Below are 13,530 nucleotides of genomic sequence, written 5' to 3' on the forward strand. Positions count from 1 at the left end.
CTTAATTGCAAAGCATTTTGCGGTTTTGTAAATGCTTTCGTAATCTAACTTCGGTTCCTCGACCTGGCTGTGAATGAACCTCTACCTCATCCATGAAATTCTCCATGATAGTAAAACCCATACCGGAACGTTCTAAGTCCGGCTTTGTTGTAAATAATGGCTGACGAGCTTCTTCCACATCTACAATTCCCATTCCAACATCTTTTATTGTCAGATCAATTAAACTATCTTCAATGATTACTTGAATATAAACAATTCCATTTGGGTCATTTTCATAACCATGTATAATTGCATTGGTCACGGCTTCTGACACGACTGTTTTGATTTCTGTCAACTCATCCATATTAGGATCTAGTTGTGCTATAAAAGCTGCAACAGTTACACGGGCAAAGGACTCATTTTGACTTAATGCACTGAATTGAAGATTCATTTCATTCTTCACTCAGGCCACCCCCAATCTTTGCAATGCAAATTCTTCTGTCGGTTCCATTTTTATGATTTTGAATAAACCAGACATATCGAATAATCTTTGTATTGCAGGGGAAATTGCACAAACCACCATTTCACCGTGCACCTGTTTAATTTGTTTGTATCTGCCTAATATAACTCCTAAGCCTGAACTGTCCATAAATGCAAGATGTTCCAGATTTAAGACAATATGACGAATATCATTTTTTTCAATAACTGCTATCGCTTTTTCGCGAAGTTCATCCGCGGTGTGGTGATCTAATTCACCGCTTAAACGAATACATAGAACGTCATGTTTTGTTTCCATATTAATATTAAGACTCACTATCCACGTCCTCCTTAATCTGGTATAGTGAGTCAATTCTCTTTACGGGTGTAAATATCCTTCTCCAAATACAAAACTAGTCGTTTTTCGCTAAAAGAAGTGACATATCTAGTTATTTCGACACCGAAAACCGGAAGTGTCTTTATTTACCCGCCTTTGTAAACATACCGAAGGAACGTTTATATAGGGTCCACCATCCAGCTTCTTTTACATTTTTATTTGCTAATAAAGGACTTTCAAGAAACACTTCTCCGTCCTTAATCAACTTTATGGTCCCTACCTTATCACCTTTATGAATTGGGGCATTAAGATTTTTAGTGATAATCACCTTACGTTTTACATCCGCTGTTTTTTCGCCCTTTTTAGTCAGCAAGGAAATTGGCTCACTTGTTACAGCCTCCACAGACTTTTCCTGCCCTTTGCTTATTCTCACTTGGGCAATTGTCTGGTTTCGTTTATACATAGGACGTGTTTGATATTGGTTGAAGGCATAATTAAGCATTTTTGTTACTTGGGCATTTCTTTCCTTTGATGTAGGCGCACCAAACACAACTGCAATTACACGCATGCCGTTCTTTTGTGCTGTTGCTGTTAAGCAGTACTTCGCTTCTGCAGTAAAGCCGGTTTTGAGTCCGTCCACACCAGGATAAAAGCGCACCAATTTATTGGTATTAACAAGCCAGAATTTTTTGTCTGTATTTTCACGAAGATATGCTTCATACATCCCGGTGAATTTCGTAATGTCTTCATATTTTAATAGTTCCTTCGCCATAATAGCCATATCACTTGCAGTGCTGAAATGACCACTGACCGGGAGTCCCGTCGTATTTTTAAAGAAAGTATGTTTTAAGCCAAGTTTTTTGGCCTTATCATTCATCATGTCAACAAATGCTTCTTCTGACCCTGCAATTCTCTCAGCCATAGCAACAGAAGCATCATTTCCAGAACCAATTGCAATTCCTCTTAACATTTCCTTGGTGGTCATTTCTTCGCCAGCTTCAAGAAAAATTTGCGAACCGCCCATCGAGGCAGCATACTCACTTGCTCTGACTTTTTCATTCCAAGTAAGTTTTCCTTGATCAATTGACTCCATAATTAAAAGCATCGTCATAATTTTGGTCATACTTGCAGGTGGAAGCTCTTCATTACTGTTTTTCTCATAAAGCACTTTACCGGTATCACGTTCAATTAAAATAGCGGATTTTACATTGTTGACGATATCAGCATTCTTCTTTTCTTCAGCATTCTTTTTTTCTTCAGCTGCAAAAGCAGATGTACTCATTAAACTTGTAAGTAAAAAAAATGTCACTATCGCAGAGACAAATCGTTTCATTCGCATAACCCTCCATTCTTTATAGCATCCATTTTTTCCAAAATTAATAACTTTATACAATTATTTCCTCTTAGAGAAAATAAAAATAGGGTGTCAGGCACCATGTGAATTTTTCACATGGTGCCTGACACCCTTTAACCTGTTTTATTCTGTTATTTCTTCATGGACAAGGATTGGTGCGTTTATTTTTGTTGCTGAAATTTTAATATTATGATAAAGCTTTGTTTTTACTTCTTCTACATTTTCGAAGTTGCTGTAAATCGTTACTAATGATTCGCCTTTTTTGACTTGGTCACCGATTTTCTTTCTTAAGACAAGGCCCACTGCTAAATCAATAACAGATTCCTTCGTTGCTCGTCCAGCTCCAAGGATCATCGCCGCTGTACCAACTTCATCTGCAACAATTTCGGATACATAGCCATCTTCTTTGGCTTCAAGTTCAAAGGTATACTTTGCTTGAGGCATTTTTGAAGGGTCATCAACAATTGATGCATCCCCACCTTGTGAGCTTAAAAATACTTTTAATTTTTCAAGTGCTGATCCGTCCTTTATGACACCTTCAAGCAGGGTGCGTGCTTCTGCTAATGAGCCAGCCTTTTCTGCTAAGTAAACCATGTGGCTGCCTAAGGTTAAACAAAGCTCTGTTAAGTCTTCAGGACCTTCACCCTTTAAAGTATCAATCGCTTCTTTGACTTCAAGCGCGTTACCAATCGCAAAACCAAGTGGTTGACTCATGTCAGAAATAACAGCCATTGTTCTTCTGCCAACATTGTTCCCAATTCGTACCATTGCTCTTGCCAATTCCCGAGAATCATCAAGTGTCTTCATAAATGCACCCGCGCCGGTTTTGACATCAAGAACTATAGCATCTGCACCCGCTGCTATCTTTTTACTCATGATAGAACTTGCGATTAGTGGAATGCTATCAACAGTTGCTGTCACATCCCGTAAAGCATAAAGTTTTTTATCCGCAGGAGTTAAATTTCCACTTTGACCAATGACAGCAATCTTATTTTTATTAACAAGGTCGATAAATTCTTCATTTTCAATTTCAACATGGAAGCCTTTTACTGCTTCTAATTTATCAATTGTTCCTCCGGTATGGCCTAAGCCGCGTCCCGACATTTTTGCCACAGGTACACCAAGTGCAGCAACCAGAGGTCCAAGAACTAGGGTGGTTGTGTCGCCTACACCGCCAGTAGAATGTTTATCAACTTTAATTCCCTTAATTTGTGATAAATCAATTTGATCGCCTGATTCAACCATGGCCATGGTCAAATCGGCTCTTTCCTGTTCCGTCATCCCTTTGAAAAAGATAGCCATCGTTAAGGCGCTAACTTGGTAATCTGGAATCGACCCATCGGTATATCCTTTAATAATAAAATTTATTTCTTCTGTTGATAGTTCCTGACCATCTCTTTTCTTCTCTATTAAGTCAACCATTCTCATTATAATCACCACTTTACGAAATTTTCTTATAACAGAATTTTTATCACGCCGCTAACCGGCCGCTTTCGCTTTCTTATTAAGCGATCGTTTTTACAATTTCTTTTATATATTGAAGAAAATCAGCTTTCACTCTTTCCGTTGTTTCAATAACTTCATCATGGGTAAGTGGTTGATCAAGAATTCCTGCCGCCATATTCGAAATACAAGAAATCCCAAGAACCTTCATACCACTGTGACGGGCAACGATTACTTCTGGTACAGTCGACATTCCGACTGCATCTCCGCCCAAAGTGCGCACCATTCGAATTTCAGCAGGCGTTTCATAAACAGGCCCAGGATTTCCGAAATAGACGCCCTCTTTCACCTTGATATTTAAGCGGTCGGCAATTTCCCTTGCCACAGCACGTAATTCTTTCGTATATGCCTCTGACATATCAGGGAAACGGACACCAAACTTGGCATCATTCGGTCCGATTAATGGATTTGTGCCCATATTATTAATGTGATCGGATATAATCATTAAATCACCTGCAGAGAAGGTTTCATTTACTCCGCCCGCTGCATTGGTTACTATTAACATTTCAACCCCGAGTTCCTTCATGACGCGAACGGGAAAAGTTACTTTTTCCATACTATATCCTTCATAGAAATGGAACCTTCCTTGCATGGCAACAACCTCTACTCCACTTAATAAACCAAACACTAATTGTCCAGCGTGACCTTCAACTGTAGAAATTGGGAAGTCAGGTATCTGATTATATGGAATTTTTACAGGGTTCTCAATTTCATCCGCTAGGACACCAAGGCCAGATCCTAAAATAAGACCAATTCTCGGCGTACTCTCATATTTTTGTTTTAAAAATCCTGCAGCATTTTGAATTTTTTCAGCATTCATTTTTATACCCCTTTTGAATTTAATTCATTTAAAAAACTTTTTCCGAAGTTAGGTAGTTTCACATTGAAGTTTTCAGCAACAGTTGCCCCAAGGTCCGCAAAGGTCTCTCTGATCGGGAGTTCCTTCCCTCCGTTCATGCCTTTTGAATAAACAAGTAAAGGTACGTATTCACGTGTATGGTCCGTACCTGGTGCAACTGGGTCATTTCCATGGTCTGCAGTAATCATTAATAGGTCGTCGTCTTTCATTTTTGCAAACACTTCTGGCAGGCGTGCATCATATTCTTCCAGTGCTTTACCATAGCCTTCTGGGTCACGGCGGTGGCCGTATAAAGCATCAAAGTCAACTAGATTTATAAAACTAATACCTGTAAAATCCATATCCAATGTTTCCACTAACTTATCCATTCCATCCATATTAGAAACTGTTCTAAGTGATTGAGTTACACCTTCTCCATCATAAATATCGGAAATTTTTCCGATCGCAATGACATCGACGCCAGCATCTTTTAATTCACTCATAACTGTACGATCAAATGGTTTTAATGCATAGTCGTGACGGTTAGAAGTACGTTTAAAATTGCCTGGTTCTCCCAAGAAAGGTCTAGCAATGACACGGCCAACCATGTACTTCTCGTCAAGAGTCAATTCACGAGCGATTTTGCAGATTTTATATTGCTCTTCAAGGGGAATGATTTCTTCATGGGCAGCTATCTGAAGGACAGAATCTGCAGAAGTATAGACAATCAATGCACCGGTCTTCATATGCTCTTCGCCCAACTCCACGAGGATCTCAGTGCCGCTTGCAGGCTTATTGCCGATAATTTTTCTGCCTGTTCGTTTTTCTAATTCAGAGAGGAGCTCATCTGGAAAACCCTCTGGGAATACACGGAAGGGGGTTTGAATATTTAAACCCATTATTTCCCAGTGACCTGTCATGGTATCCTTTCCGTTAGAGGCCTCCATCATTTTTGTATAATACGCTAACGGTTTTTCTGCTTTTTCAATTCCTTTAACTTCACGGATATTACTTAAGCCTAACTTGCCCATATTTGGCATGTTCAGACCATTCATTCTTTCCGCAATATGACCAAAAGTATCTGCGCCCTTGTCACCAAATTTTTCAGCATCTGGTGCTTCACCGATACCTACCGAATCCATTACGATAATAAAAATACGTTTATATGTATTTGCAGCCATTCAATTCTTCCTCCTTTTTCCGTAGAAAACGTTTGCAAATATTAACATTACACCACAATAGGTTACCCTCATTTGTTTAGTATTATAAATCTAATCTAAATCTACTCGTCAGAAGTCTGACATCTCTATTGTACTAAATGTTTTAGAAATTACAAGGAAAAAGCCACCGAATTTCAGGCAGCTTTTTGACAATTATATGATTTTTATAGAACTCTCATTCTATTAAGCTCGAGGATGAAATTTACTATATACGTCTTTTAACTTTGTTTTTGAAACATGTGTATATATTTGTGTGGTAGAGATATCTGCATGACCTAACATTTCTTGGACTGCTCGTAAATCAGCACCATTTTCTAACAAATGCGTTGCAAAAGAATGGCGAAGGGTATGTGGTGTTAGTTCTTTATCTATTCCGGCTTCTCTAGCAAGCTTTTTCAATATTTTCCAAAACCCTTGGCGTGTTAGCTGCTTTCCTTGATGGTTTAAAAACAAAGCATGATCTTGTTGCTTTGCGGATGTAAACCGAGGTCTCCCATCTTCCAGGTAATGTTTTATGGCATCAGCTGCAGCACGTCCAATGGGAATAATTCGTTCTTTATTCCCGTTACAACGAACAAACCCCATCGTTAACTGAATATTATCAATCTCAAGACCTATTAGTTCACTAACACGGATACCTGTAGCATATAGCAGTTCAAGCATAGCCTTGTCCCTTATTCCAAAATGATCTTGTGTATTAGGTGCGTCCAGCAGGATTTCTACTTCTTGTAAACTCAATACATTGGGCAGTGATCTTTCAAGTCTGGGTGTTTCTATTTGAACAGATGGGTCTTGATCTGTTGCCTTGGCCCTTAATAAAAATTGATGAAATGCACGGACAGAGGCGATGTGCCGTGCCAATGTTTTCGAGGATTTCCCCTGTTCTTTTAGAAATCTTAAAAAGTGGACAATATGTACACGTTGTACATCAATTAAAGAATGGACGGATTCGACATTTATCAAATAATGAAGATAGTTTTTTAAATCTCTCTCATACGCCATAATTGTGTTTTTGGCTGAACCTTTTTCAACGGTTAAATAATCCATAAAATCCTTTATTTGCTCGTCCATCGCATTTACTCCCCATTTAAATAAAACAACATCAGCCGATCTAACAAGGAAGAATCCTCCTCATACACTGCGTTCGAAACTTTTAGCGCAGCTCCTTCCGGTTCATCATAGCGATGATAATTTTGATATTCTTCATTTACCAACATAATACCATAATAGAAAAGAATCGTGCACCCTGTGAATATGATAAAGACCTTTAAGGTTTTTAATGCTGCTTTTAAAAATAAGATCATCCCGCTTCCCCCAATTTCCAATCATCTAGTAAAATGTATGCCAAAATAGATAAATTTTATACCTAGTCATTGGTAATATAGGGGAAGTTCTTTTTTAATCTGTTAAACTTGTCTGTTGATTTCCGCTCCATGCACTTCGCTTTCCGCGGGCGTTCCGGGGAGCCTCCTCGGCGCTAAGCGCCTGTGGGGTCTCCCCTGCCCCGTACTCCCGCAGGAGTCTCGCGCATTCCGCTACAATCAACAGAGTGTGTAAAATCTTTAACACAGCCAAAAAGAAAAAAGCCCTTTTTTCAAGGAGCTTTCATTGGTTAATCCGCTTTTTCTTCCTCTTTATCTTTATCCTGGCATCGGTAACAGATCCCATGAAAAGTGAGGCGATGATCTTTTATTTTAAAATTCCATTTGCGTTCCACAACTGCTTCTACATCTTCAAGTAAATCCTCTTGAATTTCATCAACGGCACCACATTCAATACAAACAAGATGATGATGAAAATGGGCTGCACCCTCCTGGCGAAGGTCATAGCGAGAAACCCCATCCCCAAAATTTATTTTATCAACAATTTTTAATTCCGTTAATAATTCCAACGTCCGATAAACAGTTGCTAAACCAATTTCAGGCGATTTTTCTTTCACGAGGAGGTATACATCTTCCGCACTTAAATGATCCTCTTCATTTTCCAATAAAACTCGAACGGTTGCCTCACGCTGAGGTGTTAGTTTATAGCTTGCTGAATGCAACTGTTTCTTAATTCTTTCAATTCTAGTTTCCATCCTGAAGTCCCTCCCTCGCCACTGTTAATTCTCATTATAACAGATGACAATTGAGAATCAAAATAAAATTATTATAAACTACAATAAACAATATTCTATATTAAGTATTATATAATAATTACTTTAAAACGGTTGAACTAATGATGGTTTTCATTAACCAAGGCGAAAGATAGGCCTCTATCCCAGATGCTGCAGTTATAAATATTACCGCTACAATCAAGGTTAAAATATAACTTTTAAAAAAAGGAAGGATTGGCTGGGCATATTTTTTCATAAACTGCTTTTTGATCATTCGAAGTGAGAAAATCACTGATAATGCTGCCATCATTATGAATACGGGAATAATAATCAGATTCTGAGGCAAAATCGAAACAAAGGCGAGCATAAAGCCCTGCCAGCCCATTTGACTGACAAGAAAACCCACGGTAAACCCAACTACCATTCCTTTAATAAATAACAGAATAAGAATCACTGGAAGACCGATGATTGAAATTCCTAGTATCCACATAAGCCCAATAAACTTACTATTATGGAAAAGGCTTTGCAGGAATAAATCATTGTCTTCTGCTTCTTTTCCGCTCGAGACTTGGCCAAAAAATTGTGATAAATAGTAGAATAAATCTTCCTTCTGAGTAATGCTCATACTGTTTACAACAATTGCCCCAAAGATTACTCCCATTAAAAATAAGACAACAATAAACAAAAAAATTGAGGAATGCTCACGGAAATAACTAGCGGCATCGGACTGGTACAATCGTTTTTTCATTTGCGTATCCTCCTACTATTCTCAGTTCAGTTAATACATTGTATGCCAGTCTAGTATATCTATTCCCACATTTTAATAGATTACATAATAAAACCCGATAGCTTTATGCTACCGGGGTTCATCTTTTTTTAGTCTGAAATTTTTCCGTATTTCCCACCGCCGCCGGCTGCTAGATTTACTTTACCCGCTCTTGCTTTTAGGATAAGGTCGGCGATTCTTTCCGGGACAACCTCTTTCAATCCTTCATAGGGTACATCATGCAAAATCGCCATTTCACTCCCAAAATGATCAACCAGCTTCTCAAGTAAGCGAGGTCCTAAGCCGGGGATAAACTCCAGCGGGACTTGATGGATATAGGGCGGACGGTCTTCTGGACCTTGTTCAGCCGTTTTCAGTTCAAGTATTCTGTCAGCTACACCTTTAATAATTTTCTTATTTCCACATTGCGTACATATTTGATCCTCATCAGCAGCAGGATGATGGCATTCTGCACAAACTGTTTTATGGTATTTACCGAGCAATGGATCAAGACCATAATTTGCGATAATTTTACGTCCATCTTCCTTCTTTAATGCTTTCTGCAACTCTAAAAATGTTGGTTCCTTCATCGCAATAACTTGGTATTCACGGGCTATTTTTGCAAGCGAATGGGCATCAGAATTCGTAACAAATGTATAGTCATGTAATTCCTTTATTTGATCCGCCATAGTCGTATCAGAACTTAATCCAAGCTCAATTGCGTCAATCAATTCCGGGTCCAATACCTCAGTAAGTGAATGACTCACACCTTTCCCGTATAAACTTTTAAAAGGCGTGAAAACATGAGCAGGAATGAAGATTCCACCTAATTCTTTTACCTTTTTTTGCAAAACAAGACCCGTTGCATAGATCCGTTGTGAGCTCAGTTGAATATTTTTTAAGTGACCTGACAGCCAGGATGAGAACTCCCTCATCACGGAAAGATTCGGAAAAAACATAAGCAAGTGGATTGGACCGTTAGATTGTTCGTCATAAATCTCCAATTCAGAACCGGGAATAACCGTTAAATCACCAAACACTAACCCACCGTCCGGATGTTCCACTACATCTCCACTTTGGATAAGACTTTCCATTTCAAGGATGACTTCAGGCGAATGGCTATCGATGATCCCAACCATATTAAGTCCCTTTTCGTGCCGTGCATGCTCAATGATATTCGTAAACGTTAGAGACTTGGCACCGGTGATTTTTACCGGCTTCCCTGTCCAGGTACGTCCAATGTGTATATGTAAATCTACATAGTAGCGATTCATTTATTTTTCAACGCCTCTTGCAATTGTAAGTATTGAACAGCAAAAATCGTTTTAGCATCATATATTTTTTGTTCTTTTACATATTGAACTGCTTCTTCCAGAGTTAATTCCTCTAGATTAACAAACTCGTCCTCATCAAGTGCTGCTGCATTTTCTTTTTTGCTTAGTCCTGTCGCAACATAGACATGAACGATTTCATCGGCAAATCCCGGCGAGGTGTAAAAAGAAGTAAGCCATTCAAGGCTCTCGCACTCATAGCCTGTCTCTTCCTCCAGTTCACGGCGAGCACAAAGCTCAGGCTCTTCCCCTTTTTCCAGCTTTCCGGCGGGAATTTCAACAATGGTTCGTTCCAGTGCTTTCCGGTATTGTTCAACCATTACTACTTTCTTGTTGTCGGTAATGGCTAAAATAGCGACAGCCCCGGGATGTTTAATGATCTCCCGTTTCGATTGTTTCCCGTTCGGAAGCTGTACATCCTGTAAATGAAGACTGATTACTTTTCCTGAGAAAATTTCTTCACTATGAAGTGTTTTTTCTTCGAGATTGCTCATATGGGTCACTCCTGTTCTATTCCTTTAATCTGCTCATACATTTTACCATACTTTATTTGGAGGGGGATGGAATGAAGGTGTACGTTCATGATAAAGGAATCATTCTTGTTGGAAAAGGATGGGAAATACTTCAGAAACTAAAAGAATACAACAAAGATTATTTCACCTTTTCCGAATGGATTGAAAAGGTGAATCAAAAATAAAGTCTTTTGATTGTAGTCTGTCCTTTTCTTTAATAAAATTGTAGGAAAGGACGGGGTGAGTTTTTGAAAAAGAGAAGACTAGGAAATTCAGATTTATATGTGTCAGAACTGGGGCTTGGTTGTATGTCGATTGGAACCGAGGAGAAAACCGCAAGGAGAATTATTGAGGCCTCACTTGAGGAGGGGATTAATTATTTCGATACGGCCGATTTATATGATTTTGGTGAAAATGAAAAAATAGTTGGGGCAGCATTGAAGGAAGTCCGTGAAAAAGTCATTATTGCAACAAAGGTTGGGAATCGCTGGAGTCAAGATCAGAAGGGATGGTCATGGGACCCTTCGAAGTCCTATATAAAGGAAGAAGTCAAACAAAGTCTTAACCGACTGGGTACCGACTATATCGATCTTTATCAGCTACACGGCGGGACAATCAATGATCCAATTGATGAAACCATTGAAGCGTTTGAAGAATTAAAAGCTGAAGGTTATATTCGCTACTATGGCATTTCATCAATTCGACCAAATGTTATAAGGGAATATGTTAAAAAGGCCAGTATCGTATCAGTAATGATGCAATACAGTATTTTAGACCGCCGCCCTGAGGAAGAAGCCTTGCCACTGCTAGAGGAACATGGGCTTAGCGTTGTGACCCGCGGACCGCTCGCAAAAGGTCTTTTAAGTGATAAAATGCTTGAGAAGGTAACTGAGAAGGGGTATCAAGACTACAGCTTAACCGAGTTGAATGACGTCTTGCCGTTGTTAAAGGAAAAGGTAGCAGCCACACGCTCTTTTACAGAGATAGCCCTACAGTATAATCTGGCCCATCCTGTTGTAGCCTCTGTTGTTGCCGGGGCCAGTAGTCCTGAACAAATTAGGAGTAATGCGAAAGCAGTCAGAAGTCAGCCGCTTTCTGAGGAAGAAGTTTCAGTAATTAGAGAGTTAACGAAGGCTGGCATTTATAAAGAACATCGTTAAAAGGAGAGCGTTCGTACGCCCTCCTTTTTATATTGTTTTTATTTAAACTCCTTCCAGTTCATGCCGCTCTCATTTAATAGTTCTGCAAATGATTTGTTTTTTTCTTTTAATCGTCTTTCTTCTCTCTTTCTTACCTCTTCATCCTCTTTTCTTTTTTCTTCTGCTGCTTTAAGCTGTTCTTGTTGCTCTTTTAGTTGCTTGAATAAATTTGGGTTGATCATATCGCCAAGCGTTACCGCTGAATCATCTTTTTTGGGTTTCGATTGATTTTTTTGTTTAGATTGTTTTTTCATTCAAAACGCCTCCATCATCAAAATTTCATTTATATTATACCATGTCACCAAGCATCGCCCATATAAAAAAGCAGGCTATGCTTAATCATAGTCAGCCTGCTCTTACTTGTTATTTTTAATAAGCTTCAAGTACCACGTTTTCGTCCACATACAATGTGGCTTCAGTAGAATTGACAACATCCTCAATCGTATACCCGTTAGCAACTTCCACGAGCCTTAGCCCAGAATCCGTTACATCCATGACCGCACGCTCGGTAATAATTCGATTAACTACCCCTTTACCTGTTAAGGGAAGCGTACATTGTTTCAATATTTTTGATTCACCCTTTTTATTTACATGCTCCATGATAACAATTATTTTTTGTGCCCCGTGGACAAGGTCCATCGCACCACCCATTCCTTTTATCATCTTTCCAGGGATCATCCAGTTAGCTAAGTCACCTGTTTCAGATACTTCCATTCCACCGAGTATCGCTAAGTTGACATGCCCGCCGCGAATCATCGCAAACGATTCGGCGCTATCGAAATAGGCTGCACCACTAATTGCCGTAACGGTCTCTTTACCAGCATTGATTAAATCGGGGTCCACATCATCCTCACCTGGATAGGGTCCGATGCCAAGAAGACCATTTTCAGACTGCAAGACAACCTGTTTATTTGCTGACATAAAATTAGCAACAAGGGTTGGCATACCTATGCCTAGATTTACATAAAATCCGTTTTCTATTTCCTTCTCAGCCCTTATCGCAATTCTCTCTCTAACGGAGACAATTTCATTCACCATTCCGCTCTCTCCCTTCTCCCAACACTATTTTCTCACTGTCAATCTCTCAATTCGTTTTTCCTGTGTTCCTTCGATAATTGTTTGTACATAGATACTAGGGGTATGAATAAAATTAGCATCTAATTCACCAATCTCACAAAGTGTTTCCACTTCAGCAATCGTTACTTTTCCAGCAGCTGCAATCATCGGATTGAAGTTTCTCGCTGTTTTGTGGTAAACGAGATTTCCCATTTTGTCGCCCTTCCATGCCCTAACAAGACTAAAGTCGGCAGTTAGCGCCTCTTCCAAAAGGTATTCTCTCCCGTTAAAAACCTTCGTTTCTTTCCCTTCAGCAATCGGTGTTCCAACTCCGGCTGGTGTATAAAATGCTGGGATTCCGGCCCCGCCTGCCCTGATTTTTTCAGCCAATGTACCTTGTGGCGTTAATTCTACTTCGAGTTCTCCAGTTAAAACCTGTCTCTCAAACTCTTTATTTTCACCAACATATGATCCAATCATTTTTTTGATTTGTTTATTATTTAATAGAAGTCCTAAACCCCACTCATCAATCCCGCAGTTATTTGAAATAACCGTTAAATCCTTTACGCCTTTTTCTGCCAATGCAAGTATCAGGTTTTCCGGTATGCCGCACAAACCAAACCCACCAACCATTAATGTAGCCCCATCATGAATTCCGGTAACTGCATCCTGAAAGGATGTACATATTTTTTTCATTCTGGTTTCTCCCCCTAATCCCATTTTCCCTTTACTATTTCTAGTAAAATCACAGTAATCCTCTTATTTTTTTTCAAATTTTCTATTATTCTCGCTTTTTTGAAATTAACATCACTACAATGAAAGTATGATTATCAGAAGGGGAAAATGAATGCCCAAACTGTCTA

At 39.2% G+C, this 13,530-nt stretch carries 17 protein-coding genes; 2 read left to right on the plus strand and 15 right to left on the minus strand.

Translation table 11 applies throughout. The features are described from left to right. Position 1: 1 nt before the first annotated feature. The 12 genes from spoIIAB to AB7942_RS06380 all read right to left on the minus strand — a co-directional run bounded on the left by spoIIAB (position 2) and on the right by AB7942_RS06380 (position 10,394). Positions 2-442 (minus strand): anti-sigma F factor, encoded by a 441-nt coding sequence (gene spoIIAB / locus AB7942_RS06325; protein WP_088088858.1) that lies wholly within the window; start codon positions 440-442, stop codon positions 2-4. Beyond that, on the minus strand, positions 443-793 hold the full coding sequence (spoIIAA, locus tag AB7942_RS06330) for an anti-sigma F factor antagonist (protein ID WP_168244969.1): 351 nt from the start codon (positions 791-793) through the stop codon (positions 443-445). A gap of 142 nt (positions 794-935) precedes the next feature. Further along, positions 936-2,126, minus strand: a complete 1,191-nt coding sequence (locus AB7942_RS06335) for a D-alanyl-D-alanine carboxypeptidase family protein (protein ID WP_369446225.1) — start codon at positions 2,124-2,126, stop codon at positions 936-938. Positions 2,127-2,270: 144 nt separating this feature from the next. Next, positions 2,271-3,575 (minus strand): pyrimidine-nucleoside phosphorylase, encoded by a 1,305-nt coding sequence (locus AB7942_RS06340; protein ID WP_369446226.1) that lies wholly within the window; start codon positions 3,573-3,575, stop codon positions 2,271-2,273. A gap of 76 nt (positions 3,576-3,651) precedes the next feature. Further along, positions 3,652-4,470 (minus strand): purine-nucleoside phosphorylase, encoded by an 819-nt coding sequence (locus AB7942_RS06345; protein WP_335712012.1) that lies wholly within the window; start codon positions 4,468-4,470, stop codon positions 3,652-3,654. 2 nt (positions 4,471-4,472) lie between these two features. After that, positions 4,473-5,669: a phosphopentomutase gene (gene deoB, locus AB7942_RS06350; RefSeq protein ID WP_369446227.1), complete on the minus strand. Its 1,197-nt coding sequence runs from the start codon at positions 5,667-5,669 to the stop codon at positions 4,473-4,475. A 222-nt stretch (positions 5,670-5,891) separates the two neighbouring features. Beyond that, positions 5,892-6,779, minus strand: coding sequence for a site-specific tyrosine recombinase XerD (gene xerD / locus AB7942_RS06355; RefSeq protein WP_369446228.1), 888 nt, complete (start codon positions 6,777-6,779; stop codon positions 5,892-5,894). 5 nt (positions 6,780-6,784) lie between these two features. Beyond that, positions 6,785-7,012 (minus strand): YqzK family protein, encoded by a 228-nt coding sequence (locus AB7942_RS06360; RefSeq protein WP_088088865.1) that lies wholly within the window; start codon positions 7,010-7,012, stop codon positions 6,785-6,787. A 308-nt stretch (positions 7,013-7,320) separates the two neighbouring features. Further along, on the minus strand, positions 7,321-7,785 hold the full coding sequence (fur, locus tag AB7942_RS06365) for a ferric iron uptake transcriptional regulator (RefSeq protein ID WP_369446229.1): 465 nt from the start codon (positions 7,783-7,785) through the stop codon (positions 7,321-7,323). A 118-nt stretch (positions 7,786-7,903) separates the two neighbouring features. Then, positions 7,904-8,551 (minus strand): stage II sporulation protein M, encoded by a 648-nt coding sequence (gene spoIIM, locus AB7942_RS06370; protein WP_088088867.1) that lies wholly within the window; start codon positions 8,549-8,551, stop codon positions 7,904-7,906. Between the two features lie 128 nt (positions 8,552-8,679). Then, complete coding sequence (locus tag AB7942_RS06375; RefSeq protein WP_335712525.1) at positions 8,680-9,843, minus strand: endonuclease Q family protein; 1,164 nt, start codon at positions 9,841-9,843, stop codon at positions 8,680-8,682. After that, positions 9,840-10,394 (minus strand): NUDIX hydrolase, encoded by a 555-nt coding sequence (locus AB7942_RS06380; protein ID WP_369446230.1) that lies wholly within the window; start codon positions 10,392-10,394, stop codon positions 9,840-9,842. The genes AB7942_RS06375 and AB7942_RS06380 overlap by 4 nt, the downstream gene beginning before the upstream one ends. Positions 10,395-10,465: 71 nt before the next feature. Here AB7942_RS06380 and mciZ point away from each other — a divergent pair, with 71 nt between their 5' ends. Beyond that, a complete protein-coding gene (mciZ, locus tag AB7942_RS06385) occupies positions 10,466-10,597 on the plus strand; it encodes a Z-ring formation inhibitor MciZ (RefSeq protein ID WP_369446231.1) in 132 nt (43 codons plus the stop codon). Positions 10,598-10,660: 63 nt separating this feature from the next. Next, a complete protein-coding gene (locus AB7942_RS06390) occupies positions 10,661-11,572 on the plus strand; it encodes an aldo/keto reductase (RefSeq protein ID WP_369446232.1) in 912 nt (303 codons plus the stop codon). A gap of 38 nt (positions 11,573-11,610) precedes the next feature. On the opposite strand, the gene AB7942_RS06395 is transcribed toward AB7942_RS06390, so the two are convergent. From AB7942_RS06395 to AB7942_RS06405, 3 genes are all read right to left on the minus strand, one after another. Beyond that, positions 11,611-11,865, minus strand: coding sequence for a YqkE family protein (locus AB7942_RS06395; protein ID WP_369446233.1), 255 nt, complete (start codon positions 11,863-11,865; stop codon positions 11,611-11,613). A gap of 115 nt (positions 11,866-11,980) precedes the next feature. Then, positions 11,981-12,649, minus strand: coding sequence for a 3-oxoacid CoA-transferase subunit B (locus AB7942_RS06400; protein WP_369446234.1), 669 nt, complete (start codon positions 12,647-12,649; stop codon positions 11,981-11,983). A 24-nt stretch (positions 12,650-12,673) separates the two neighbouring features. After that, a complete protein-coding gene (locus AB7942_RS06405) occupies positions 12,674-13,363 on the minus strand; it encodes a CoA transferase subunit A (RefSeq protein ID WP_369446235.1) in 690 nt (229 codons plus the stop codon). Between the last annotated feature and the right edge of the window lie 167 nt (positions 13,364-13,530).

It is taken from the genome of Neobacillus sp. BF23-41 (genome assembly GCF_041106275.1).

Bases quoted from the DNA above. Each gene is read 5' to 3' on its own strand.
- mciZ (WP_369446231.1), top strand. From the start codon at position 10,466: ATGAAGGTGTACGTTCATGATAAAGGAATCATTCTTGTTGGAAAAGGA.
- fur (WP_369446229.1), bottom strand. From the start codon at position 7,785: ATGGAAACTAGAATTGAAAGAATTAAGAAACAGTTGCATTCAGCAAGC.
- deoB (WP_369446227.1), bottom strand. From the start codon at position 5,669: ATGGCTGCAAATACATATAAACGTATTTTTATTATCGTAATGGATTCG.
- AB7942_RS06335 (WP_369446225.1), bottom strand. From the start codon at position 2,126: ATGAAACGATTTGTCTCTGCGATAGTGACATTTTTTTTACTTACAAGT.
- AB7942_RS06340 (WP_369446226.1), bottom strand. From the start codon at position 3,575: ATGAGAATGGTTGACTTAATAGAGAAGAAAAGAGATGGTCAGGAACTA.
- AB7942_RS06400 (WP_369446234.1), bottom strand. From the start codon at position 12,649: ATGGTGAATGAAATTGTCTCCGTTAGAGAGAGAATTGCGATAAGGGCT.
- AB7942_RS06360 (WP_088088865.1), bottom strand. From the start codon at position 7,012: ATGATCTTATTTTTAAAAGCAGCATTAAAAACCTTAAAGGTCTTTATC.
- AB7942_RS06380 (WP_369446230.1), bottom strand. From the start codon at position 10,394: ATGAGCAATCTCGAAGAAAAAACACTTCATAGTGAAGAAATTTTCTCA.
- AB7942_RS06405 (WP_369446235.1), bottom strand. From the start codon at position 13,363: ATGAAAAAAATATGTACATCCTTTCAGGATGCAGTTACCGGAATTCAT.
- AB7942_RS06395 (WP_369446233.1), bottom strand. From the start codon at position 11,865: ATGAAAAAACAATCTAAACAAAAAAATCAATCGAAACCCAAAAAAGAT.
- xerD (WP_369446228.1), bottom strand. From the start codon at position 6,779: ATGGACGAGCAAATAAAGGATTTTATGGATTATTTAACCGTTGAAAAA.
- spoIIM (WP_088088867.1), bottom strand. From the start codon at position 8,551: ATGAAAAAACGATTGTACCAGTCCGATGCCGCTAGTTATTTCCGTGAG.
- AB7942_RS06345 (WP_335712012.1), bottom strand. From the start codon at position 4,470: ATGAATGCTGAAAAAATTCAAAATGCTGCAGGATTTTTAAAACAAAAA.
- AB7942_RS06375 (WP_335712525.1), bottom strand. From the start codon at position 9,843: ATGAATCGCTACTATGTAGATTTACATATACACATTGGACGTACCTGG.